The sequence below is a fragment of the Luteimonas gilva genome (assembly GCF_005239095.1).
Taxonomy (GTDB): domain Bacteria; phylum Pseudomonadota; class Gammaproteobacteria; order Xanthomonadales; family Xanthomonadaceae; genus Luteimonas_C; species Luteimonas_C gilva.
In genome coordinates this window covers 249152-272062 of the sequence record NZ_SZUA01000003.1, presented here as the reverse complement: position 1 = coordinate 272062, position 22911 = coordinate 249152, and the positions used below count along the sequence as shown (strand labels likewise).

Sequence of the window (22911 nt, the reverse complement as noted above, 5' to 3'; positions counted from 1 at the left end):
CCGGATTTACCGCGGGCGTCTCACGGCGCCCGCAATATTTTGATGAAGGCGGCGATTTCCTCGTCGCCGTAGCCGGCGTCCGCCGCGCGCCGGAACAGGCCCGCGGCGAACGCCGGAATTTCGTCGTTGACGCCGCGCTCGCGCGCGGCCCGCGCGATGCGTTCGGTGGCCTCCACCGAAATGCGCAGCGGACTCTGGGTAATGGCGAAATCGCCCGATTCGATCACCTCGGCCTCGTACTTGAGAAAACCGGCGAAGCTCGGGGCGATCTCGGCGACCAAGGCGCCGTACTGCGCCGCGCCGAAGCCTTCGGTCTCGGCGATGCGCACGCCGTGCATGAAACCGAGCGCGGTGCCGTAGATGTAGGACAGCGTCGCCATGTCCATCGCGTTGGCCGCGCCCGCGTCCTCGCCGAGATAGGTCAGTCCGTCGCCGAACACGCGCAGCAACCCTTCGTGCGCGCGGTAAGTCGCCTGGCTGCCCGACAACAGGATCGGCGTATCCGGCTTGCCCATGTAATCCGGGCCGGCCTGGATCGCGCCGTCCAGATAAGCCGCGCCGTGTTCGCGCGCCCAAGCTTCGTCGTCGCGCGCTTCCTGCACGCCGCCGGTGCCCAGCTGCAGCAGCAGCTTGCCTTCGAGAGCGGCGGCGATGCCGTCCTGGCGCAAAATCTCGCGGGCCGCCGCGTAGTCGAGCACGCAGACCACGACGATGTCGCCAGCGGCGACCGCTTCCAACGCGCTCGCCGCCGCCATGGCGCCCAGCGCGACCAGCGGTTCGGCCTTGGCCGCGTTCCGGTTCCATACCGCGACGCGGTAGCCGGCTTGCAGCAGCAAGCGCGCCAGCGTCGATCCCATTTGCCCCAAACCCAGTACGGTGGCTCGTTTCATCATGTCGTCTCCTGATCGGTGGCCGCATCCTGCGCATCCACGCCTGCGCTTGCGCGCACGAACGGCCGCGCGCCGAGCACGTCCGGGCAATGGGATGCACTGTCCGCGCCGATGGTCCAAACGAAAGGCCACAATCGCGGCATTCCCGCTGGAGATGCGCCATGCTCGCGACCGCCGTTTCTTCCCCGCCGGCGCTGCAAGTCGATCTGCACGCCCATCCGCGCGGCGTGATTTCGTTCGACGCGGTCGACGAGCATCGCATCCGCATCCAGTCCGGCCACGCCCGCGGGCGCTGCGAAGGCAAGCGCTTCACCGCCGCCTCGGGCGACATCGACTTCTTGCCCGCCGGCAGCGCCGCGCGTTGGGAAGAGGACGATGCCAGCGCCTCGATCGTGCTGCGCTTTCCGCCCTCGCTGTTGCAGCGCACCGCCGAGGGCCTGGGCTTCGACGGTGCGCGCATCGGCCTGGCGCCGCGCCATCAATTGCGCGATCCGCAGATCGAACATCTGGCCTGGGCGCTGCGCGCCGACCGCGAAGCCGGAAGCCCGAGCGGTCCGCTGTACGCGGAGAGCGTGGGCTTGGCCTTGGCCGCGCATCTGGTGACGCAACATCGCGCTCTGCAGTCGATCTCTTCGCGCGGATTGTCGAAACCGCAATTGCGGCGCGTCTCCGATTACGTCGAAGCGCACCTGGACGAAACGCTGACCTTGTCGCGCCTGGCCGAAGTCGCCGGCATCAGCGCCTCGCATCTGAAGACCTTGTTCAAACGCTCCACCGGCCTGCCCGTGCACGCCTATGTGGTGCGGCGGCGGGTGGAACGCGCTCGCACACTGCTGCTGCGACGCGAACTGCCCGCGAACCAAATCGCGCTCGAAGCCGGTTTCTCCCATCACAGCCATATGGTGCGATGCCTGCGCCGGGTGCTGGGCGCGGCGGCGGCGCCGTTATTGCGCGGCGGGCGCTGAGCCGGACCACCACGCCGCAAGCACCGCAGCACGGTTTTGCTCTTGTGGGAGGGGCTTCAGCCCCGACAGGGCTCGCGGCGACTCTTGTCGGGGCTCAAGCCCCTCCCACAAAAGATATAAGACTCGCTTAACATCGGCGCATGGACTGGATCGACCTGCGCAGCGACACCGTCACCCGCCCCTCGCCCGCGATGCGCGAGGCGATGCTGCATGCCGAAGTCGGCGACGACGTCTACGGCGAAGATCCCACGGTCAACGCGCTGCAACAGCGCCTGGCCGACGATCTGGGTCTCGAGGCCGGCCTGTTCGTGCCCAGCGGCACGCAATCCAACCTGTTGGCGCTGATGTCGCATTGCCAGCGCGGCGACGAATACATCGTCGGCATGGACGCGCACACCTACAAATACGAAGGCGGCGGCGCGGCGGTGCTGGGCTCGATCCAACCGCAACCGCTACCGCAGGCCGCCGACGGCACGCTGCCGCTGGACGCGGTGGAACGCGCGATCAAGCCCGACGATCCGCATTACGCGCGCACCCGCTTGTTGTGCCTGGAAAACACTTGGCATGGCCGCGCCCTGCCGCAGGACTATCTCGCCGCAGCGCGCGCGCTGTGCGACCGCCGCGGCCTGGCGCTGCATCTGGACGGCGCACGATTGTTCAACGCCGCGGTCGCGCAAGGCGTGCCAGCGCGGACGATCGCGCAACATTTCGACAGCGTCTCGGTCTGCTTGTCGAAAGGCTTGGGCGCGCCGGTCGGCTCCGTGCTGCTCGGCAAGCGCGATTTGATCGACAAAGCGCGCCGCCTGCGCAAGATGGCCGGCGGCGGCATGCGCCAAGCCGGCATCCTCGCCGCCGCGGGTTCGTACGCGCTGGACCACAACGTCGCGCGCCTCGCCGACGACCACGCCCGCGCCGCGCGCCTGGCCGAAGGTCTGCGCGGCCTTCCCGGCCTCGAAGTCGTCGGCCAGCACACCAACATGGTCTTCATCGAAGTGCCGGCGCCGCGCTTGCAGGCGCTGAAGGCGCACATGGATGCGGCGCGGGTGCGCCTGTCGATCGGCTATACGCCGGGCATCCGCATGGTGCTGCATTTGGATATCGACGATGCCGGCATGCAACGCACTATCGAAACCTTCCGCAGCTTCAAAACGTAGGGCGGAACCCGCGCAGCGGATTCCGGCATCCACAGCAAACCGTCTATCGGCGGAATCGCCTGCGGCGGGTCTGCCCTACGCTTCTGGACCGTGACGTCAGATCGGGTTCGCTTCTGCGCCGTCCGCATCTCCGGCCACGTCTGCCTGCTCTTCGGGCGCCGCCTCTTCGGCCGCTCTCCACGCGCGTTCGCGACGATATTGCTTGAACAAGTAGATCGATACCGCCAAGGCCAAGATATTGATGCCGAATCGCGTATCCGTATCGGGCTCGATCATGCTGAAGCGGAAGGCCGAACCCAGGTTCGCTTCCAAATTCAAAGCTTGTTGGGTGGCGTTGCGCCACAAGGTCAGGCATGCCGTCGACCAGAACTGGTAGGACACGACGACGGATGTGTATTGGAACACCTGCGTGAGCCAGTAGAGAAAGTTCAACGCCGGTGCGCGCGGGTCGTTCTGCAGCAGCATGATGCCGACCACGGCACCGTACAGGTAGAGCAAGGCGAAGAGGCCGACGACGATGCCCGTCATCGGGTTCGGCAATCCCTGCTTGACCACCAGCATCTGCAGCATCAGTCCTGCGCCGCAGCCGATCACCGGCAGCGCGCCCAAGATGCGCCTGGCCCACTCGTTCATCGCCATTCCCCCGTTGGAGCGCGTACGCTAGGGCGCGCAGCCGCGAATGTCCACGCGACGACGCCGGACGCAGGGACGCAAGCCGAGCCGAGGCCGTCCCGATTGGCCCGCAAATTGCGTGCTATCCCTTGGATGGCCGCATCGGGGGATCGGCATGCACCACTCACTTTCGGCAGGGCTCGCCCTGGCGGCGGCCTTGTTGCCGGCGGGAGCCGCGTTCGCTCACGGCGGCGGGCTGGATCGGCACGGTTGCCACCACGACCGCAAGCACGGCGGCTACCACTGCCACCGCGCGCCGGACCTGGCGGCTGCGCAAATTTCGGCGGGTACGGGCTACGCCGCGCGTAACAATCTGACCGATTTCGTCACTCCCGCCCGCAACGCCGGCGCGTTCCGGAATTGCGCCGCCGCGCGCGCCGCCGGCGCCGCGCCGGTGCGTCGCGGGCAACCGGGATACGGGCCGCATCTGGACCGCGACGGCGACGGGACAGGGTGCGAATGACCCTGCATTCGCCGCCGCCGGCCGGCGCGATCAGGACGCGAGTCCTGCTGCTGTTGATCGCGCTGATCGTATGCGCCGCGATCGGCACGGTGATCCTCAGCCGTTTCCTGGATCGCAGCGGCAAAACGGCATCCGCTCCGCTTCCGCCCGGCGTCGAATCCGTCGCGGTGACGAAAACGACGGTGCACTACGCCATCGCTTCCAACGCGACGCCGGAACAGACCGCGCGCGTCGCGCAAGCCGTCGAAAGCCTGTACGCGGCCTACGCCGAATGCTTCCGCGAGCGGATCGCGCCGCAAGCGAATGCGCCGAAGCTGAAGCTGATGCTCTACCGGGATCGGGCCGAGTTCGAAGCGAACAACGCCAGCCAGCCCTGGGCCGAGGCCTACTACCGCGCGCCGTGGTCGTACGCCTACTACGACGCCGGCGAGAAGAATCCTTATCACTGGATGCTGCACGAGGCCACGCACCAGCTACGCAACGAAGTCGCGCACTTCCCGAAAACGAAATGGATCGACGAAGGCGTGGCGTCCTATTTCAGCACCAGCCGCCTGCGCGACGGCAAGTTGGCGCTGGGCGAGATCGACCCCGACACCTACCCCATCTGGCAACTGCGCGGCCTGAATCTCACCGGCGATCTGCAGGAAGACATCCGCAAAGGCCGCATCGTCCCGCTGCGCGATCTGATGGCCGACACCGGACCGCCGATCGCGGAGCACGTGAACCTGTACTACGTGGAGTACTGGAGCCTGTCGCACTTCCTGTTCCACTACCGCGACGGGAGGTACGCGCAGCGGTACCGCGCGCTGATCGCGCAACCGGGCACGCCCGAGGCATTCGAGCGGCTCATCGGACCGATCGAACGCATCCAGGACGAGTGGTACGCCTACCTGAAAACCCAGCTGCCGCCGGCGCGCTATCCCATGAAAGGACCACCATGACCCCAGTCGCACCCCTACCCACCGGCGCCGCCAAGACGAAAGTGCTGCTGCTACTGATCGCCTCGATCGTTTTGGGCGTGATGACGACGTTGATCAGCTCGCACTATTTATTGAAAGAGGATTTGGTGCGCAAAGGCAAACCCAAAACGGGCGTTTCCGTCGCGCTGGCGATTTCCGAGGCTCATGTTTGAGCCCCTTCGCGCCCGCAGATCAATCGTTTTGCACACCGATCTATATAGGGATAAATCGCGGTTTGCTGGTCAACAGCTCGCTGATTCGCACAGGGGTGTATGACCATCGCCGTGCATGACGTCCGTCCCGTCGATACCGAGCGCTAGCGTCGTTGGAATCGCTTACCCGCCTCTCCGAGCCGCAGCGGCTATTCCTTAGCCTTGCGCTCGAAACATTGCCGCCCGGCGGCATGGCTCCAATCCGTGTCGCCCCAGGCTTCGGCGCCTTCGGGCGTTTTCGCGGTGTCGGTGGAGAACACGGCGCACAGACGGAATCTGCCCGCGTCGATCGTTGCGTATTCGTAGGCGGCGCCGTTGCCGGGATCGCGCGGAAGGCGACGACCGGGCTGGCTCGCGAGTGTGGCGAGGTCGGGCGGCAGTCGGTCGTGCGAGTCGAAATAGTTGCGCACGTCGCGCTGGATGCGGACGAGGTCGGCGATGCGACGTTTATCCAACCGGGTCTCGCGCTGCGCCGTCGGTCCGCCCATCACGACGATGGCGGCGACCACCGCGGCCGCGACGACGACGGTCGCGCCGATCGCCAGCCAGCGTCCGGCGCCGGACGCGCTCACGCTTCTTTCTCCTCGCGGCGCAGGTCGGTGAGGTAGTAACCGAAGATGGTGCCGGCGATGATCGCGGCGACGAGCACCTTCAATACGAAGCGGATGGTGAGCTCGCCGCCCAGCAGGTTGTAGACCAGGGTGATCATGTCGCCGATCAGTACCGCCGCGGCGACGAACAGGGTGAGATAGGTCAGCCAGCGTCGCACGGCGGACAACCGCTTGACCGGATTGCGCGCGAGTTCCTTGCCCAAGTAGCGGGCGACGAACAGGAACACGGGGAAGGCGATGATCACCGAGGCGGTGGACCAGCGGATCGACTCGCCCACGCGGCGGAAGGCGTAGACGTCGCTGGCCGGATCGGGCCAGGCGCGGTTGATCAGGTCGAACACCAGGCTGCCCAGATGCCAGGCCGCCCAGTACAACGAGGCGAACAGGACCAAATACAGGAAGGCTTCGCGCGCCGACAGGTAGGGGCGCGGTTTGGGCACGGGGATTGGGAAATCCAGATCGGCGTAGGCGCTTAGTGCGGCCCGGATCTGTTCGGGGGGCCAGCCAGCTTGGGTAAGGGTCGTTTCGATGACGGACCTGGACTGGCCTCGGGCGAGGGCGTCGCGGACGAAGAGTTCCAGGTCTTGAGTAGCCGCGGCCATGAGTTCCCCTATCGCTGATCGGTTAGCGGAGCCTAGCAAGGCTGTCGGCGGTCCGCTGGTCAATCGTTTTGCACACAGTTGTTTATATTGGTAAATAGCCGTTGGCTGGGTCTCGCCATCATTCTCCTCATCAAGGAAGTCAGGTATGGCACGTCATCGAAGCGTAGATCGAGGGGAACATGTAACACCAGTCACTGAATCCCGCGGCAAATCACTACTCACACTACTCCCCTTAGTCGCCGCGCTGCTCACTGCCGGCAGCGTATGTCTGCATGCCATCGGCGTTATCGCGCACCGCGTTTTTCTAAACGAAATGGGCGTTCCTCCCGACCTATTTCCAAAGGACGTGACTTGGATATTGACGAACGGCTTCTACGTGCTTCTTGACCGTTGGTATTTGCTCTTCAAGATTTACGCAGATCAGTCTTGGAGCTTCTTTCTGTACTGCATTCTGTTCTCAGCAGCACTTCTAGCGTACTGGCAACTCCTTCGCTGGAATCCGAAGAAAGCCGAATGGGCTGAAAATCTGCCCGCATGGATTAAGGCTGCACTCCGGTTCTTTAGTCTGTGCCTGGTCGTGGGCGGAAGCGTTCCCGGCGCAGTCTCCCTTGTATTGCTTTTGATGGTTGTCGTAGGAGCGCCTGGCGAATACGCCGGGAAGGCACAAGCTGAAAAGCTCCGTCAGCGCTATGCAAAAGGCTGTTCAGTTGAAGCGCCCTGCACTGATGTCATCAAGGCCGGGGGTCTAGTGATGTCAGGCCCAGTTCTGGATGCCTCTCAAAGCCACCTTGCCGTCTATAACCCAACGACCAAGCAAAGCTATGTAATAGAAATCAACGGAATAGAGCTAAGGCGAATCGCATCACTTCAATCGGGCAAACCGGCTAACTAGCCGACTCGCGATGCTGGGTTGATAAAACTAACCCAGCCTACGGCCTTGTAAGCCCTGTGTTTACTCAGCGCATATCCCATTACGTTTATTTATTAGTGTTAGCCAACGACTCTAGCAACCGTTTAGCTTGAGAACTTAAAACGAACTCGCCTTGGCGTTCATTTTTTGCGCGCTCAAATAAAGCTCTACTTTTCTTCTTATCTGTCGCCATGAGAGCCTTACCTATTTCGATATGCATTTTCTGCCGAATTCTATTCTTATCGAAATCGCGATTTGCCAGCCTGATTGCCTCGCGATATAGGTGCTCTCCTTTATCTAAACGTCCTTTACGTATATTTATCAATCCAAGAGTTGCCGTAATGTAGGCGTGTCTATGCACAGCCCATGAAACATGATTTATGCAAGCGTCCGCTTCAGCTAGCCTATTCATTTCAGCAAAAGCAAAGGCTAAGTTGTTCATCATCGTTACGTCTTTGTAGTCCTCGCTATCAAAACGCCCCTCCACCTGATCAAGTAAAGAATGAAGCCTCCCATCTTCATTTCTTTCAAGCCCAAATAGAGCCGTTTCCGCCGTAATTATCCAGCGAACCACTTTGTTCGCCACCCCTTCCGTGTTCAATAGCTCGTCGGCAGAGCTGATCGCTTCGTTGTATCTTTTTAATTTCAACAACGAATGCATGTGCGTTATATATATATCGCTAATAACATCACTTCTCGCGACAGCTCTGTCCGTATCACCCTCTATAATCGAAGAAGTCATGATAAGCGCAATCTCATGCTGTCCAGCGCCAGAGACCAAAGCTGTTGCATTTCTTGCAACAAGCAAATCTTGCTGAATGCCATGCTCTGCATCCAAAGTGAAGGCGTGCTTGAATGCCTTCATACTTAGATCTCTCAAGCCCTTTTTTGCGTACGCAACGCCTAAATTGTTCCAAACAGCAACCGACGACACTAAGCCGCCCTGCCTTTTTAAGGCATGTATGCAATCGTCAACTAAGTTCAGGCGTAATAAAGATCTTGCTAATCGCTCCCATACGGATGCATCTCTTTGCTCAAATTCAACGAAGTATCTAAGAGAGTTGACGACATCGGCATCTCTCTCTGACGAGCTCGCTAAATCCGCCAAAGCTATTAGGGCGTTCCTATTAAACGGATCTAAAGCAATCGCTTTTTTGAATGCATCAAACGCTTTGTCTGCTCGATGCAATCCTAAATAGGCTAAGCCGAGATTGGTGTAGACAACAGATGAATTTGGACGAGCCTCCAATGCCATCCTGAAACTAGTAACTGCGGCTCCTAAATTTCCATTGACCATGTTATACGCGCCATGGAAAAGGCGTTCCGCGTAACCAGATGGATTCAGCTCAATTGCTTTTTCTACCCATTGACGGGCGGCCTCAAAATCTCCATCGGTGATATGAAACGAGGCAAGGCGCAAGGCAGAATAAGAGTCGGAGTCTGCCAGCTCATTGAAAATTACCGTAGCAGCATCAGCCTCACCCCTCCTCACATTGACTTCGGCCAATTTGCGGGCGTGAAATACTTGGTTTGAAAGGCGATACGCCTCGGAAATAAGACGCTCTTCTGAGGATGTGTTCCCTGCAAATGAGTAGAGATTGGCCAACCTATTTAGGAATGTAGGCGAGCTTCTAAACTTCTCATACTTCCTTTGAAGAAGCGCAATTTTTAACTCAGCCTCAGCTCGAAGAGCCTCCGATCTAGAGGTATGCTCTTTCAACGAGAATGAACTCTTTTCGAGCTCTACCATCTCATTGATGTCTTCAATCGGTTTCGATATATACGCAAGAGCCCCAAGAATATCTTCCGTGAAGACTATCTCGATCCGTCCAGGCGAAATAGAAAGTACCGGAGAATCTGGCGGCTTATTTGTATCCATCACGCCACCTCTGGAGCGATTGAGGGAAGCCTTGATGCATTTCGAAGCGCTCTAGTTCTTGCTTTCTCGTTTCTTGCCTGTCGTCTGGCAGCCGCTATCTGCGACCTTCTCCTTGCCAACGCCACGTTCTCAAGTATTCGAATTGCACACCAGATACGCTTTCTTACTCTAGCGAAGCTTTTCTCGCGGCTTCGAAAGTTTGCTCTTGTCATCTCCAATATTAGATCGCTAACAATATCGATTATTGCACTTGGAGCAGAGGAGCTTTCGGAAGAAAGTCGAATAGCGGTAAGGCCATTCAATAGCCGAGGCGCTTCAATATCCCAGGCCTCCATTCGTTCTCCGTCATGCGTCCCAGCACCTATCCGGGACTGAAGCGCGGATACACGTAAATCGAAATCGGCGTTTGCAAACCTCAACGCTGAGGGAAAGTCATCTGGGTGGAATAATTCAAATAGCATGCACCCAAGCGCATACATATCCGTTGATGGCGCAATAGAACGATTTCCGGCCAACCCACAAAAAGTTTCTGGCGCGGAATATGATAGTAGACCCACCGGCTGACCATATGCAGGGAGCATTGGTGGCGAGTCACAGCGCGCGGCCGTGCCTAGATCAATCGCGACAACCTCACGCCTTCCATTTGATCTCTGTTGTCTCAAGTTGTCGACTTTTACGTCGCGATGAAAAATACTTCTTGAATGTAGACTTTCAACAGCCAGCACTACGTCATTGAAAAGCTTTAGCTTACTTATCGCATCAACTGCTTCTTGTTGATTAAAATAATCATCGATATCGTCATCCAACCACGCAGTAGCAAAGTATGGCGCTGGAATCACGATAGGGTTTGACTGCCCAGGTAGATTAATTTCAAGGTTGAACACCATGAAATCCGACATGACCTGCAGACACCTTGATGCGCCTCGCAGCAACACAAGAATTTGGTGCTCTCTCTCAAAGCAGAGGATTCTGTATCTATTTTGCTTTTGTGGATCAATATCGAAGAACTTGAGTGCTACGGCGCGATCCTCTAGTTCGTCATGAGCTTTGAAAACTAGGGAGAAGAATCCGCGCTTATCGTTGCCCACAACATTGACGAGCTCAAGTCCAGAGTAGCGGCCATTTAACAGTGGCAGGCCAACTAAGGTGTCCACTAAGAGCTGACTGTTTGCATGTAACAAACTGACCCCCTGTGCGCTCCATTACCCGAAGACTCATCGTTCGTAGAACAGATGGGCGTTCTACTGGGCATGTAGATCGCTATATACACCTCTCTACCCGCCCAAAGCTACTTATCAGCTTAGCTGGGGCTATACCGAGCCTATCGTTTTGCCGCGCAGGGAAGCGGCCCAGTAGATACATCATTGACTGCCGTGGGCTGTTAAATTCTCACCGGATTCGGCTTCTCCACCTCAATCTTGTACTGCTTAATCGCTCGCGCCACATCCTTAGCGGTCATCTTCCCTTCCGCCGCCAACGCCGCAATGGCCGCATGGGCGATATAGAACCGATCCACCTCGAAGTGACGGCGCAGGTTGGCGCGGGTATCCGAACGGCCGAAGCCGTCGGTGCCCAGGACGGTGTAGCGCATGGGGACGAAGGCGCGGATCTGGTCGGCGTAGGCGCGGACGTAATCGGTGGCAGCGATGGCCGGGCCTTGGCGGCCTTCCAGTAGTTCGGTGACGTAGGGTTTGCGCGGGGTCTTCGCTTCGGGATTGAAACGGTTATGCCGTTCGACGTCGAAGCCGTCGCGGCGCAGTTCGGTGAAGCTGGGGCAACTCCAAATGTCGGCGGTGACGCCGAAATCCTTGTCCAGCAGCTCGGCGGCGGCGATGGCTTCGCGCAAAATCGTGCCGCTGCCCAGCAGTTGCACGCGCAGTTCGCCCTTCTTCGGCTTGCCGGCGTCCTTCAACAAATACATGCCCTTGATGATGCCCTCGGCCGCGCCTTCCGGCATGTCCGGGTGCGCGTAGTTCTCGTTCATCAGGGTCAGGTAGTAGTACTCGTCCTGCTGCTCGTCGAGCATGCGGTGCATGCCGTGCTGCAGGATCACCGCGACTTCGTAACCGAAAGTCGGGTCGTACGGACGGCAATTCGGGATCGCCCCCGCGAGCAGGTGCGAGTGGCCGTCTTCGTGCTGCAGGCCTTCGCCGTTGAGCGTGGTGCGGCCGGCGGTGGCGCCGAGCAGGAAGCCGCGCGCGCGCATGTCCGCCGCTTGCCAGGCGCTGTCGCCGATGCGCTGGAAGCCGAACATCGAATAGAAGATGTAGAACGGCAGCATCGGCAAATCGTTGGTGCTGTAGCTGGTGGCCGCGGCCATCCACGACGAGAACGCGCCGGCTTCGGTGATGCCTTCTTCCAAGACTTGTCCGGCCGCGTCTTCGCGGTAGTACATCAGCTGGTCGGCGTCGACCGGCTTGTACTTCTGGCCTTGCGGCGCGTAGATGCCGAGCTGGCGGAACATGCCTTCCATGCCGAAGGTGCGCGCTTCGTCGGCGACGATGGGCACCACGCGCGGGGCGATCTGCTTGTCGCGCAGGACGATGCTCAACGATTGCACGAAGGCCATGGTGGTGCTGATTTCGCGGTCGCCGGTGGATTTCAGCAGGCGGTCGAACACTTCCAGCTTCGGCGCGCTGAACGTCTGCGTGCTCTTGCGCCGGCGCTGCGGCAGGAAGCCGCCGAGCGCGCGGCGGCGTTCCAGCATGTATTCGACTTCCGGCGACTTCTCGCCGGGATGGAAGAACGGCACGTTGCCGTCTTTTAGCTGGTCGTCGCTGATCGCGATCTTGAAGCGGTCGCGGAACGCGCGCACGGCTTCGTCGTCCAGCTTCTTGGTCTGGTGCGTGGGATTCAGCGCTTCGCCCGCGGCGCCCATGCCGTAGCCCTTCACCGTCTTGGCGAGGATCACGGTCGGCTGGCCCTTGGTGTCGACCGCGTTCTGGTACGCGGCGTAGACCTTGTGCGGATCGTGGCCGCCGCGGTTCAAGCGCCAGATGTCGTCGTCGGACAGGTTGGCGACCATCGCCAGCGTTTCCGGATATTTGCCGAAGAAATGCTCGCGCGTGTAGGCGCCGCCGAAGGCTTTGCAGTTCTGGTATTCGCCGTCGACGGTTTCCATCATCAGGCGCTTGAGCATGCCTTGATGGTCTTTCGCCAGCAGCGGATCCCAATAGCTGCCCCACACGGTCTTGACCACGTTCCAGCCGGCGCCACGGAACGCGCCTTCCAGTTCCTGGATGATCTTGCCGTTGCCGCGCACCGGGCCGTCCAGGCGCTGCAGGTTGCAGTTGATGACGAAGACCAGGTTGTCCAGGCCTTCGCGGCCGGCGACGGAAATCGCGCCGAGCGATTCGGGTTCGTCGGTTTCGCCGTCGCCGAGGAAGCACCAGACCTTGCGGTCGGTCTTGGGCATCAGGCCGCGGCCTTCCAGGTATTTCCAATTGCGCGCCTGATAAATCGCCGCGATCGGGCCCAGGCCCATCGACACGGTCGGCGTCTGCCAGAAATCCGGCATCAGCCACGGATGCGGATAGCTGCTGACGCCGCGGCCGTCGACTTCCATGCGGAAGTGGTCGAGCTGCGATTCGCTGATGCGGCCTTCGAGGAAGGCGCGGGCGTAGATGCCGGGCGAGCTGTGGCCCTGCACGTACAGCAGGTCGCCAGGGAATTGGTCGGTCGGCGCGCGCCAGAAATGGTTGAAGCCGACGTCGTAGAGCGTGGCCGACGACGCGAAGCTGGCGATGTGGCCGCCGAGGTCGCCGGGCTTGCGGTTGGCGCGCACGACCATCGCCATCGCGTTCCAGCGGATGATCGAACGGATGCGCCACTCCATGGTCGCGTCGCCCGGGGCTTTCGGCTCCAGGTGCGCGGGAATGGTGTTGATGTATTCGGTGGTCGGCGCGAACGGCAGATGGGCGCCAGCGCGACGGGTGAGCTCGACCATGTTCTCGAGCAGCTGGTGCGCGCGCTCGGGGCCTTCGGCGTCGATGACAGCCTTGATCGATTCGATCCACTCCTGGGTTTCGGCCGGATCGGGATCGTTTTGCAGCAAGTCGTTGAGCCAGTTCATCGCGAAGCTCCGTCGCGGCGCACCGGCCGCGGATTGGGGTCGATTAGAGCCGGGAGTCTAACAGGGGTTTTGCAGGATTTAATTTTGCCCGGGTTTATTCTGTTTGTATTTTATCCGGGTCATTCAAAGTCTGCGTTCGCCCCCTCTCCCGCCGAGAGAGGGTTGGGGTGAGGGTGCGGAGAACGACGTCGTTCCCGCCCGCGTCGCTACGCCGAACCCTCATCCGCCCTTCGGCACCTTCTCCCGATGGGAGAAGGAGAAGCGTCAGCGGCCGTGCAGGCCGGCCCACCAGGCGCTGGCGCGGATCTTCGCCAGCGGCGTCTTCGGCGAGGCCGGATGCGCGAACAGGTCGCGGATCTGTTCGCGCAACGCCGGATCCAATTGCGCGCGCAGCGGCCGGTACTCCCGGTACTTCTTCTTGAAGAACGCGCTGTATTCGCGATCGCCGAGCAGGCCTTCGGCGTACATCCAGTCGGCGACCTTCATCTCTTCGACGAAGTTCAAGCCGCTGCGGTAGACGCCGGTGCTGACGTTGTGCGGATGCTGGCGGTAGTAATCTAGCAATTTGCCGCTGATGTGGACCTTGCCCAGCCGCGCCAAGCCGATCCAGAACAGCCAGTCGCCGCAGAAGCGGTATTGGGTGTAATCCTTCGGCACCTGGCCGTATTTGTCCTTGCGCCACACCGCCATGCTGGCGTTGTAGATGGACGTCGGGGCCATGTGGCGGCGGATGAAGTCGCGGCCGTCGAGGGTTTCCGCCAAGCGATCGTGGCGCGATTGCCAATTGAGCATGCCGTCGGGGCCGACGAAATAAGCCTGGCAGTAGGCAAGCACGCAGTCCGGGTCGGCGCGCAGGCCGGCGAGCACCGTTTCCAGGAAGGTCGGTTCGCACCAATCGTCGCTTTCGGCGATCCACACATAACGGCCGCGGGCCAGGCCGATGCCTTTTTCCCATTGCTTGAACGGGCTGCCGCTGTTGGCGTCGTTGCGGATCAGGTGCGCGACTTGGGGATGGCCGCGGTAGCGCTCGAGCACGGTCCAGCTATCGTCGCTGGAGCGGTCGTCGAGCAGGATCAGCTCGAAGTCCCGGAAAGTCTGGGCCAGGATCGAATCCACCCGCTGCGCCAGATAGGGCGCATGGTTGTAGTTCGGGACGATGACGGAGACTTCGGGGAACATGCCGCTCCACTGAACGCCGGACGAACCGACTTAGGACGCCATTCGCTTTTGTGGGAGGGGCTTCAGCCCCGACATGGGTCGCTGGACTGCCTGTCGGGGCTGAAGCCCCTCCCACAAAAGCGGGCCAGCGAATGCTTTGGCCTCTACTCCGGCGGATAATATCCGACGCCCCCGACGCCGACCCGACCCCGTGACCACCGCCAGCCTCGTCGTCTCGACCTACAACTGGAAGGAAGCGCTGGCCCTGTGCCTGCGCAGCATCGCCGCGCAGCGGGTGTTGCCGCTGGAAGTGGTGGTGGCCGACGACGGTTCGCGCGAGGACACCGGCGCGATGATCCGCGAGATGGCCCGCGATTTCCCGGTGCCGCTGATCCACGCCTGGCAGGAGGACGCCGGCTTCCGCTTGGCGCGGGCGCGCAATCTGGGCATCGCCGCCAGCTCGGGCGATTACGTGATCTTCCTGGACGGCGACTTGATCCTGCATCCGGATTTCGTCGCCGACCATTTGGCTCTGATCCGCCCCGGCATCTTCCTGCAAGGCGGGCGTTTGAACGCCACGCCGGAGGAATCCAAACGCCTGCTGGCCGGCGGCAGGCCGAACTTTTCGCCGTTCATGGACGGCACGTTCAAGCGCAAGCACGCGTTGCGTCTGCCGTGGCTGGCCAAGCGCAAATCGCGCACCGCGGAAGGCGGGCAGATGATGGGCTGCAACATGGGCATCTGGCGCACCGACTTGGACCGCGTCAACGGCTTCGACGACGACTACGAAGGCTGGGGCCGCGAAGACGACGACATCTCCGCACGGCTCAAGCACGCCGGCCTGACCCGGCGGCCGATCCGTTTCGCCGGCTTGGCGATCCACCTGTGGCACAACACGCGCTGGCCGGACGGCATCCCGCCGACCGAAGTGCTGCCCAACGACCGCTTCTTCAACAAGGTGCTGGCCGAGAAGACCGTGCGCTGCGAGCGCGGGCTCGATGCGCACGTCGCACGAGCGCGCGCGGCCGCGGCGGCCTGACATGCGCTGCACCCTGCTGGCCACCACCTACAACTGGAAGGAAGCGCTGGTCGCGGTGCTGGACAGCGTGCGCCGGCAGTCGCGCCTGCCGGACGAGGTGATCGTCGCCGACGACGGCTCGCGCGCGGACACGCGCGAGGCCTTGTTGGGGATCGCACGCGATTTCCCCACCGCGTTGCGCCACGTCTGGCAGGAGGACGCCGGCTTCCGCGCCGCGAGCGTGCGCAATCGCGCGATCGCCGCCGGCCGCGGCGATTACGTGATCTGCATCGACGGCGACATGGTGCTGCATCCGGATTTCGTCGCCGATCACTTGGCTTTGGCCGAGGCCGGCAGCTTCCTGCAAGGCGGGCGGGTGCAGGCTACCCCGGCGTATACGCAAAAACTGATCGACGGCGCGCGGCCGTCGTTCTCGCCGTGGATGGCGGCCGATTTCGCCGCGCAACACGGCGACGAACGCCGCCACGCGCTGCGCTGGCCGTGGCTGGCCAAGCGCAAGGCGCGCGGGGCGCATGCGGGCGTGACCGTGATGAGCTGCAACATGAGCTTCTGGCGCGATGACCTGCTGCGGGTCAACGGCTTCGACGAACGCATGGAAGGCTACGGCAGCGAGGATCTGGAAATCGACGTGCGCCTGCGCAACGCCGGCGTGCGGCGGCGGCGCTTGAAATTCGCCGGCTTGGCCGTGCATCTCGCGCACGGCTCGCGCGCGCCGGTCGATCCGGAAGACTTGTCGCTGCCCAACAACCGCATCCTGCACGAGACCGCGGAGCGCGGCACGACGCGCTGCGAACGCGGCATCGATCAGTACTTGCACGAGTACCGGCAACCGCCGCCGGATTTGCGCGTCGCCGCGGCTGCGTTGAAGCCCTCTCCCGCTAGCGGGAGAGGGTTGGGTGAGGGCACGCAGGCATGAGGATTGCGTCAGGCAAGCGGCATCCGAGGCTCTTGAGCTCCTCCAGAGTGGTTTGACGCGATCGGCCAGTCCGCGCGCCCCTCACCCCGGCCCTCTCCCGCAAGCGGGAGAGGGAGCAATCAGCCGAGCAGCGGTTCCAGCGCCACTTGCAGACGTCGGCTGAAGCCGCGGTCGTTGGCCAGGAACCATTCGCGCGCGGCGTCGCCCAGCCGCTGCAATTCTTCGTCGGGCAGGGCCAGCAGGCGTTCGACCTCGGCTTCGAGCAGGTGTTCGTCGAAGAAATAGGTGGTCGCCAGGTGCTGGATGCCGGTGGCGTTGTAGCCGACCAGAACGCCGCGGTCGCGCTGCACCAGTTCGTTCATCGGCGCCGCGTCGGTGGTGACCGTCACCGCGGCCACGCTCATCGCTTCGACCAGGTAATGGCCGAAGCCTTCGGTCTCGGACAGACACAGGTGGAACCAGTTGCCGTTCTGCAGGCGGCGCAGTTCGGCGTCGTCGACGTAATCCACGCGATGGTCGATGTTGGCCACCGGCGGGTCGATCGGCTTGGCTTCGCGCGGGCTCTGCACCACGGTCAGCATCGGCCATTCGGGGTGCCGGCTCCACAGCTCGATCAGGCGCTGCGTACCCTTGTTCTTGCTGCGCCCGGCGAGATGGAAGAAGGTGCGCTCGCGGCGCACGGACGGATCGTGGCGGTCTTCGCTGGTGAAGCCGATGTGCGCCACGCGGTGGCCGTGTTCGCCGAAGATCGACTCCGCATGCACGGTCTTGGCCAGCACGGCGTCGACCCGCGGCAGCAGCGACACGTCCGACCACAGGCACCATTCCGGATTCGGCACGAAGAAATTGCGCCGCGCGAACGGGATGTCCTCGGTGCGGATGTGCTCCAGCATCACGTTCGCGTCGTAGGTGAAGTGCTCGCTGCCGTGGCGCAGCCGCTCGCCGAACAGGCGCAGGTGCATCCAGACCGGGCGCAGCCATTTGCGCAGTTTGCCGCGGCCGATGGGGCTCAAGTGGACTTCGAAACCGGCCCGCTCCAAGGCGGCGGCGAGCAGGCGCAGATCGCGCGACAGGCCGACCCCGTTGTCCCAGGCGATCAGATTCAGGACCGGCATGCGGATGGCATCGCAAGGATCATCAGGTCGCTCCCCCGAGCGCGACGGCCGCCATCCCTTGCGGACCTTCGACGCGGATATGAACACAGAAGCCCGTTCCCGACAATCAGACCGCCTCGTCGCGCATGACCCGGCCGCTGGCCTCGCCGGCCTCGCGCTGCAGCTTGCGGATCTGCGCTTCGACCGCGGCGATGGCGGTCATGTTCACGATCCGGCGCGGGGTCGAGGCCGGGGTCAGGATGTGGGCCGGCTTGGACACGCCCATCAGGATCGGGCCGATGGCCACGCCGTCGGTCATCACCCGGACCATGTTGTAGGTGATGTTGGCCGCGTCCAGGTTCGGCAGCACGAACAGGTTGGCGCGGCCGGACAGGGTGGTATTGGGAAACATGCGCTGGCGCAGCGGTTCGTCCCAGGCCGTGTCGCCTTGCATCTCGCCGTCGACCTCGAGCTTGGGCATGCGCGATTTCAGGATTTCGCGCACGCGCCGCATCTTGGCCGCGCTGGGATTGTCGTGGCTGCCGAAATTGGAATGCGACAGCAGCGCCACCTTCGGCTCGACGCCGAACAGCTTCAGCCGGTAACTGGCCTGCAGCGTGGCCTCGGCGATCTGTTCGGCGGTCGGATCGACCTGCACGTGGGTGTCGAGGAAGAACCAAGCGCCTTGCTGGTTGATCACGCCGGTCATCGCCGAGGTGCTTTGCACGCCGGGATCCAGCGGAATCACGCTGCGCAGATAACCGAGCTTCTTGTGGTAGCGGCCGACGATGCCGCTGATCAGCGCGTCGGCTTCGCCGCGCTGGAGCATCACCGCGCCGATCAGGGTCGGCCGCGAACGCAGCAGGTTCTTGGCCGCGGCCGGCGTCACGCCGCGGCGTTCGGTCAGCGAGTGGTAGTACTGCCAGTATTCGTTGAAGCGCGGATCGTCGTTGATGTTGGTGAGTTCGAAATCCACGCCGGCGCGCAGGCGCAGGCCCAGGCGCTGGATCCGGGTCTCGATCACGTCCGGGCGGCCGATCAGGATCGGATACGCCAGTTGTTCGTCGACCACGGTCTGCACCGCGCGCAGCACGGTCTCCTCTTCGCCTTCCGCGTACACCACGCGCTGCTTGTCGGCGCGGGCGCGGTCGTACACCGGCTTCATCAGCAAGCCGGTGCGGTAGATGAATTGGCCGAGTTTTTCCTGGTAGGCGACCATGTCCTGGATCGGACGCAGGGCGATGCCCGAATCCATCGCCGCCTTGGCCACGCACGGCGCCAGCATCATCAGCAGGCGCGGGTCGAACGGGCGCGGAATGATGTAGTCCGGGCCGAAAGTCGGCACGTCGCCGCCGTAAGCGCTGCCCAAGTCGGACGATTCCATCCGCGCCAGCTTGGCGATGGCGCGCACGCAGGCGAGCTTCATCGCTTCGTTGATTTCGGTGGCGCCGGCGTCCAGCGCGCCGCGGAAGATGTAGGGGAAGCAGAGCGCGTTGTTGACCTGGTTCGGATAGTCCGAGCGGCCGGTGGCGATGATGCAGTCCGGGCGCACCGCCTTGGCGTCTTCCGGCAGGATTTCCGGATACGGATTGGCCAGCGCCAGGATGATCGGCTGCGGCGCCATCGTCGCCACCATCTCGGCCTTCAGCACGCCGCCGGCGGATAGGCCCAGGAAGATGTCGGCGCCGGCGACGATGTCGGCCAGGGTGCGCTTGTCGGTGTCGCGGGCGTAGCGCTGCTTGTCCGGGTCCATGTGCGCGCGGCCGGTGTACAGCACGCCGTCGCGGTCCACCGCCAGGATGTTCTCCGGCTTCATGCCCAGCGCGACCAGCATGTCCAGGCAGGCGATGCCTGCGGCGCCGGCGCCGGAGGTGGCCAGCTTCACTTCTTCGATCTTCTTGCCGGCGATCTCCAGCGCGTTCAGCACCGCGGCGCCGACGATGATCGCGGTGCCGTGCTGGTCGTCGTGGAACACCGGGATGTTCATCCGCTCGCGCAGCTTGCGCTCGACGATGAAGCATTCCGGCGCCTTGATGTCTTCCAGGTTGATGCCGCCGAAGGTCGGCTCCAGGCTGGCGATGATCTCGACCAGCTTGTCCGGATCGCGCTCGTCGATCTCGATGTCGAACACGTCGATGCCGGCGAATTTCTGGAACAGGATGCCCTTGCCTTCCATCACCGGCTTGCCGGCCAGCGGGCCGATGTCGCCCAGACCCAGCACGGCGGTGCCGTTGGTGATCACCGCGACCAGATTGCCGCGCGCGGTCAGCTCGCTGGCGGCTTTGGGATCGGCGACGATCGCCTCGCAGGCATAGGCCACGCCCGGCGAATACGCCAGCGCCAAATCGCGCTGGGTGACCATCGGCTTGGTCGGCACCACCTTGATCTTGCCGGGCGGCGACAACCGGTGGTAATCGAGCGCGGATTGCTTGAACGCGTCGGCCGGCGGCGGATTGCTGGAAGCGGGGTTGTCGGACATCTCGCGGTATCGGGCGCTTGCGGAACCCGATTCTAGCGGTTTCCGCACCGTCCCCGGTCTGAACGATGGCGCGGAAGCGACGCCTTCTCGCACAATGGCGCAATGGGGATCGCGCTGGAACCGGTTACTACGCGGCGGCTATGGACCGGACGGATGCTGCTCGTCTGGGTTTTCCTCGCGGTGCTGCTGGCGCAGTCGCCGCTGATCTTCAATCCGGGCTATTTCAGCCACGACGAATTGCAATGGGCCGCCTTCGCCGCCCAGGATCCGCGGATTTGGCGCGTGGACATTTGGGCCGGCGTGCAGTCGTTCCAGTACCGGCCGCTGACCTTCACTCTGTGGCTGTGGCTGTCCCAACACCTGTTCGCGCACCCTTACGCCTTCCACGCCGTCGCGGTGGCCATGGGCGCCGCCAACGCCGCCCTGCTGGCGGCCTTGTTGCGGGGTTGGCGCGTGTCGGCCGGCGGCGCTTTCGCGGCGGCGATGGTGTTCGCGCTCGGCGCCTACGCCGCGCACACCCACGGCTGGGTGGCGGCGCTGGCCGATCTGATCTGGGTGGGGTGCGGATTGGCGATCGGCGCGATCGTCCAGCGCGCGCGGCGCGCGGGCGTGGCCATCTTCTTCGCGTTCGCGTTGACCGCTGCGGCGCTGCTGGCCAAGGAAGCGGCGGTGGTCATCCCGGTCCTGCTCGGCCTGGCGTGGCTGTTCTTCGGCCGCGACCCCGCTTGGGGCCGCGCGGCGCTCGCTTCCGCTCTGCCGGTGGCGATCTATCTGGCGCTGCGCATCGGCGTGCTGCTGTTCTCGCCGCGCGAGGCGGCGAATTACGGTTGGGACCTGGCCTTCATCCCGCAACGCTGGCTGGAATACCAATTGTTCGCGCCCAATCCGACCAAGATGGAAGCGGGCGGCACCTTGGCGCGCGGATTCGGCGACGGCCGCGTGCTGGCCGCCGCGGCACTGTGGCTGGCGCTGGCCTGGGCCCTGTGGCGGGCCGGGTCGCGCTGGCTGGCGGCGTTCCTGCTGGTCGGCGCCGCGGCGCTGGGACCGGTGCTGATTCTGGCCGAATCGGCCAACCAATACGGCTACGGCTTCGCCGCCGCGACCAGCGCGATTTGCGCCGCCTGCTGGCCGCGGATGGACCGCTTCGGAAAAATCCTGCTGACGCTGCTGGCGGTGTTGTGCTTGTGGCACGGGACGAACATCGTGCGCCGATTCCACGACGCCGGCGCGGTGCAGGCCGTGTTCTCGCCCGCCTTGGCCGACGCGGTCGCGCGGCATGGCGATGCGCCGATCCGGTTGCGCAGCATCGATCCCGGGCAACGTTGGCTGTTCGATCGGCTCACCCACGACATTCCCAGCTATCGCGGCGTGCCGATCGGAAATCGGGTGCGGCTGGTCCAAGCCGGCGAGGACGCCGACTACGCGATCGAAAGCGATGGGCGCTTGACCGCGCTGCCGTAGGGTGGGCCTTGGCCCACCCTACAGATCCAGCGAAGGCGCGCCGGCGTCGACCTGATCCAACCGTATCCGGTTGGCGAACAACGAAAACGCCAGCATCCCCGCCAAGCCGTTCGCGCGCGAGATCCATTGCGGCAACCAGCGCGGCGGCGCCAGCACGCCTTGGTCGAATAGCGGCTCGAAGCGCTGCACGTCGGCTAGGGTCATCTTGCCCGCGAACAATCGCCGGCACAGCTTCAGCTTGCCCTGGCGCAACGCCCAGCGGAAGAACGTGTGCACGCCGACCAGGCCGCGCAGGTACACCGTGTCCTTGGTGAAGGCGCCGCCGCCGGCCGGAGTCACCCCGCGGAACACGCGCTGCGCGGAGGCGAAGCTTTCCACTTCGTTCTGGCCGGCCTGGATGAAGTAGCGGAACACCTGGATGAAGTCGGCACCTTCCAAAGCCATCGCCACCGCTTCGATGCGCAAGCTGACCCGCTTCATCCGTTCGATGTCGATGCTGCCGGTGATCTGCTCGGCGAACGTCGCCAAACCCTCTTGCGTCGCGGTGGTGCGCGGCGAGGACAGCGCCAGGCTGGGCAGCACCGGCTGCTGGCGGCCGTTGAGCGCGGTCAGCGAATGCACGAAAGCCTCGTGCTGCAAGAGCTGGTGCCGGTCGTAGTCGCTGAACGCCGCGCCGGCGCGCAGCCGGATGCGGGTCGCGCCGGCCGCGGCTTTCGCGATCAATTCCGGATCGAGCACGACTTCGATCACGCGCTGGTCGAAGAAATCGTCCAGATCGGATTGCAATTGCAGCTTCAGCGCGGTCGCCGATATCGCCACCTGTTCGGACGGGGCGAGCAGCTCGCGGTCCAGTTCGTTGGCAATGGCGATGAAATGCCGCGCCGCCTCGCGCGTGGTCGGACCGTTGCCGGGCAGCGGCTCGTCGGGGCGGCCGAACAATCGCACCGAATGCTCGGTGACGCGCGCCGTGCCCAGCGATTCCAGCAGTTCGGCGGCGATCGACCAGCTGCGCGCGGACTCGCCGACGTAGTGCCCGAGCGGATGGTCGGGATCGGCTTCGGCGATGACCCGCTCCAGCTCGCGCCGCGCGTGCGAGAAATCCAGTTTCGGGTATTCGATTTTCGGCAATTCCGGCTTGCCGCGCGCGAAGGATTCCAGGAACGGCTGCTGCAGCGTCGCCGGCCAGCTCACCAACTGCAGCAGCCGCAATTCGCGCGCGGCCGCGACCATGCGCGCGTCGAGCGCGGCGTGATGAGCGATGTCGGGGGCGATCTCGCTCATGCCCGCATGCCTGGCCTTTGTGGGAGCGGCTTTAGCCGCGAGCTTTTTTCTGCGGATCGCCGCGCTTTGGGAATAGAGCTCGCGGCTAAAGCCG

Annotated in this window: 21 protein-coding genes; 9 read left to right on the top strand and 12 right to left on the bottom strand. The window is 63.2% G+C overall.

Annotated elements, in window-relative coordinates:
* Window positions 1-20 precede the first annotated feature (20 nt).
* Window positions 21-890, bottom strand: a complete 870-nt coding sequence (locus tag FCE95_RS14915; RefSeq protein ID WP_223266917.1) for an NAD(P)-dependent oxidoreductase — start codon at window positions 888-890, stop codon at window positions 21-23.
* Window positions 890-1033, bottom strand: a complete 144-nt coding sequence (locus FCE95_RS17180) for a hypothetical protein (protein ID WP_189644788.1) — start codon at window positions 1031-1033, stop codon at window positions 890-892. Before FCE95_RS17180 ends, FCE95_RS14915 begins: the two co-directional genes overlap by 1 nt.
* 18 nt (window positions 1034-1051) lie before the next feature.
* On the opposite strand from FCE95_RS17180, the gene FCE95_RS14910 reads away from it, so the two are divergent.
* Window positions 1052-1855: a helix-turn-helix domain-containing protein gene (locus FCE95_RS14910; RefSeq protein WP_137267841.1), complete on the top strand. Its 804-nt coding sequence runs from the start codon at window positions 1052-1054 to the stop codon at window positions 1853-1855.
* A 140-nt stretch (window positions 1856-1995) separates the two neighbouring features.
* Window positions 1996-3009 (top strand): low-specificity L-threonine aldolase, encoded by a 1014-nt coding sequence (ltaE, locus tag FCE95_RS14905; RefSeq protein ID WP_137267840.1) that lies wholly within the window; start codon window positions 1996-1998, stop codon window positions 3007-3009.
* A gap of 96 nt (window positions 3010-3105) precedes the next feature.
* Here the strand turns inward: ltaE and FCE95_RS14900 are convergent, their stop codons facing one another.
* On the bottom strand, window positions 3106-3648 hold the full coding sequence (locus FCE95_RS14900) for a hypothetical protein (RefSeq protein ID WP_137267839.1): 543 nt from the start codon (window positions 3646-3648) through the stop codon (window positions 3106-3108).
* Window positions 3649-3796: 148 nt separating this feature from the next.
* Here FCE95_RS14900 and FCE95_RS14895 point away from each other — a divergent pair, with 148 nt between their 5' ends.
* The 3 genes from FCE95_RS14895 to FCE95_RS14885 are packed head-to-tail and all read left to right on the top strand — an operon-like array spanning window position 3797 to window position 5276.
* Window positions 3797-4144 (top strand): excalibur calcium-binding domain-containing protein, encoded by a 348-nt coding sequence (locus FCE95_RS14895; RefSeq protein WP_137267838.1) that lies wholly within the window; start codon window positions 3797-3799, stop codon window positions 4142-4144.
* Window positions 4141-5085, top strand: a complete 945-nt coding sequence (locus tag FCE95_RS14890) for a DUF1570 domain-containing protein (protein ID WP_137267837.1) — start codon at window positions 4141-4143, stop codon at window positions 5083-5085. Before FCE95_RS14895 ends, FCE95_RS14890 begins: the two co-directional genes overlap by 4 nt.
* Window positions 5082-5276: a hypothetical protein gene (locus tag FCE95_RS14885; protein WP_137267836.1), complete on the top strand. Its 195-nt coding sequence runs from the start codon at window positions 5082-5084 to the stop codon at window positions 5274-5276. Before FCE95_RS14890 ends, FCE95_RS14885 begins: the two co-directional genes overlap by 4 nt.
* Window positions 5277-5464: 188 nt before the next feature.
* Here the strand turns inward: FCE95_RS14885 and FCE95_RS14880 are convergent, their stop codons facing one another.
* Together FCE95_RS14880 and FCE95_RS14875 are read right to left on the bottom strand one after the other, a co-directional pair.
* Entirely contained in the window at window positions 5465-5887 is a 423-nt protein-coding gene (locus tag FCE95_RS14880; protein ID WP_137267835.1) for a hypothetical protein, read from the bottom strand.
* A complete protein-coding gene (locus tag FCE95_RS14875) occupies window positions 5884-6366 on the bottom strand; it encodes a DUF5671 domain-containing protein (protein WP_223266916.1) in 483 nt (160 codons plus the stop codon). The genes FCE95_RS14880 and FCE95_RS14875 overlap by 4 nt, the downstream gene beginning before the upstream one ends.
* A gap of 307 nt (window positions 6367-6673) precedes the next feature.
* Between FCE95_RS14875 and FCE95_RS14870 the strand changes: the two genes are divergently transcribed.
* The gene (locus FCE95_RS14870) at window positions 6674-7420 is read left to right on the top strand and encodes a hypothetical protein (protein WP_137267833.1); all 747 of its coding nucleotides are present in this window, start codon (window positions 6674-6676) and stop codon (window positions 7418-7420) included.
* Between the two features lie 85 nt (window positions 7421-7505).
* Here the strand turns inward: FCE95_RS14870 and FCE95_RS14865 are convergent, their stop codons facing one another.
* The 4 genes from FCE95_RS14865 to FCE95_RS14850 form a co-directional block, all read right to left on the bottom strand.
* The gene (locus FCE95_RS14865) at window positions 7506-9317 is read right to left on the bottom strand and encodes a tetratricopeptide repeat protein (RefSeq protein WP_137267832.1); all 1812 of its coding nucleotides are present in this window, start codon (window positions 9315-9317) and stop codon (window positions 7506-7508) included.
* Window positions 9317-10471, bottom strand: a complete 1155-nt coding sequence (locus tag FCE95_RS14860; protein ID WP_189644787.1) for a protein kinase family protein — start codon at window positions 10469-10471, stop codon at window positions 9317-9319. The genes FCE95_RS14865 and FCE95_RS14860 overlap by 1 nt, the downstream gene beginning before the upstream one ends.
* A 227-nt stretch (window positions 10472-10698) precedes the next feature.
* Complete coding sequence (gene aceE / locus FCE95_RS14855; protein ID WP_137267830.1) at window positions 10699-13389, bottom strand: pyruvate dehydrogenase (acetyl-transferring), homodimeric type; 2691 nt, start codon at window positions 13387-13389, stop codon at window positions 10699-10701.
* 264 nt (window positions 13390-13653) lie between these two features.
* On the bottom strand, window positions 13654-14568 hold the full coding sequence (locus FCE95_RS14850; RefSeq protein ID WP_137267829.1) for a glycosyltransferase family 2 protein: 915 nt from the start codon (window positions 14566-14568) through the stop codon (window positions 13654-13656).
* Window positions 14569-14758: 190 nt separating this feature from the next.
* Here FCE95_RS14850 and FCE95_RS14845 point away from each other — a divergent pair, with 190 nt between their 5' ends.
* Complete coding sequence (locus FCE95_RS14845) at window positions 14759-15586, top strand: glycosyltransferase family 2 protein (RefSeq protein ID WP_223266915.1); 828 nt, start codon at window positions 14759-14761, stop codon at window positions 15584-15586.
* A 1-nt stretch (window position 15587) separates the two neighbouring features.
* Window positions 15588-16502 carry a glycosyltransferase family 2 protein gene (locus FCE95_RS14840; RefSeq protein WP_137267828.1) on the top strand — a complete coding sequence of 305 codons (915 nt, stop codon included), beginning with the start codon at window positions 15588-15590 and terminating at the stop codon, window positions 16500-16502.
* Between the two features lie 119 nt (window positions 16503-16621).
* On the opposite strand, the gene FCE95_RS14835 is transcribed toward FCE95_RS14840, so the two are convergent.
* Window positions 16622-17617, bottom strand: coding sequence for a glycosyltransferase family protein (locus FCE95_RS14835; protein ID WP_137267827.1), 996 nt, complete (start codon window positions 17615-17617; stop codon window positions 16622-16624).
* 106 nt (window positions 17618-17723) lie between these two features.
* Window positions 17724-20075 (bottom strand): NADP-dependent malic enzyme, encoded by a 2352-nt coding sequence (locus FCE95_RS14830; RefSeq protein ID WP_137267826.1) that lies wholly within the window; start codon window positions 20073-20075, stop codon window positions 17724-17726.
* A gap of 102 nt (window positions 20076-20177) precedes the next feature.
* Between FCE95_RS14830 and FCE95_RS14825 the strand changes: the two genes are divergently transcribed.
* On the top strand, window positions 20178-21536 hold the full coding sequence (locus tag FCE95_RS14825; protein ID WP_137267825.1) for a hypothetical protein: 1359 nt from the start codon (window positions 20178-20180) through the stop codon (window positions 21534-21536).
* An 18-nt stretch (window positions 21537-21554) separates the two neighbouring features.
* Here the strand turns inward: FCE95_RS14825 and FCE95_RS14820 are convergent, their stop codons facing one another.
* A complete protein-coding gene (locus FCE95_RS14820) occupies window positions 21555-22817 on the bottom strand; it encodes a flavohemoglobin expression-modulating QEGLA motif protein (protein WP_137267824.1) in 1263 nt (420 codons plus the stop codon).
* Window positions 22818-22911: the final 94 nt, after the last annotated feature.

Coding starts and splice junctions, on each gene's coding strand:
- ltaE (WP_137267840.1), top strand. CDS start 1,996: ATGGACTGGATCGACCTGCGCAGCGACACCGTCACCCGCCCCTCGCCC.
- FCE95_RS17180 (WP_189644788.1), bottom strand. CDS start 1,033: ATGCCGCGATTGTGGCCTTTCGTTTGGACCATCGGCGCGGACAGTGCA.
- FCE95_RS14870 (WP_137267833.1), top strand. CDS start 6,674: ATGGCACGTCATCGAAGCGTAGATCGAGGGGAACATGTAACACCAGTC.
- FCE95_RS14900 (WP_137267839.1), bottom strand. CDS start 3,648: ATGGCGATGAACGAGTGGGCCAGGCGCATCTTGGGCGCGCTGCCGGTG.
- FCE95_RS14840 (WP_137267828.1), top strand. CDS start 15,588: ATGCGCTGCACCCTGCTGGCCACCACCTACAACTGGAAGGAAGCGCTG.
- FCE95_RS14885 (WP_137267836.1), top strand. CDS start 5,082: ATGACCCCAGTCGCACCCCTACCCACCGGCGCCGCCAAGACGAAAGTG.
- FCE95_RS14865 (WP_137267832.1), bottom strand. CDS start 9,317: ATGGATACAAATAAGCCGCCAGATTCTCCGGTACTTTCTATTTCGCCT.
- FCE95_RS14890 (WP_137267837.1), top strand. CDS start 4,141: ATGACCCTGCATTCGCCGCCGCCGGCCGGCGCGATCAGGACGCGAGTC.
- FCE95_RS14915 (WP_223266917.1), bottom strand. CDS start 890: ATGAAACGAGCCACCGTACTGGGTTTGGGGCAAATGGGATCGACGCTG.
- FCE95_RS14830 (WP_137267826.1), bottom strand. CDS start 20,075: ATGTCCGACAACCCCGCTTCCAGCAATCCGCCGCCGGCCGACGCGTTC.
- FCE95_RS14820 (WP_137267824.1), bottom strand. CDS start 22,817: ATGAGCGAGATCGCCCCCGACATCGCTCATCACGCCGCGCTCGACGCG.
- FCE95_RS14825 (WP_137267825.1), top strand. CDS start 20,178: ATGGGGATCGCGCTGGAACCGGTTACTACGCGGCGGCTATGGACCGGA.
- FCE95_RS14895 (WP_137267838.1), top strand. CDS start 3,797: ATGCACCACTCACTTTCGGCAGGGCTCGCCCTGGCGGCGGCCTTGTTG.
- aceE (WP_137267830.1), bottom strand. CDS start 13,389: ATGAACTGGCTCAACGACTTGCTGCAAAACGATCCCGATCCGGCCGAA.
- FCE95_RS14910 (WP_137267841.1), top strand. CDS start 1,052: ATGCTCGCGACCGCCGTTTCTTCCCCGCCGGCGCTGCAAGTCGATCTG.
- FCE95_RS14835 (WP_137267827.1), bottom strand. CDS start 17,617: ATGCCGGTCCTGAATCTGATCGCCTGGGACAACGGGGTCGGCCTGTCG.
- FCE95_RS14850 (WP_137267829.1), bottom strand. CDS start 14,568: ATGTTCCCCGAAGTCTCCGTCATCGTCCCGAACTACAACCATGCGCCC.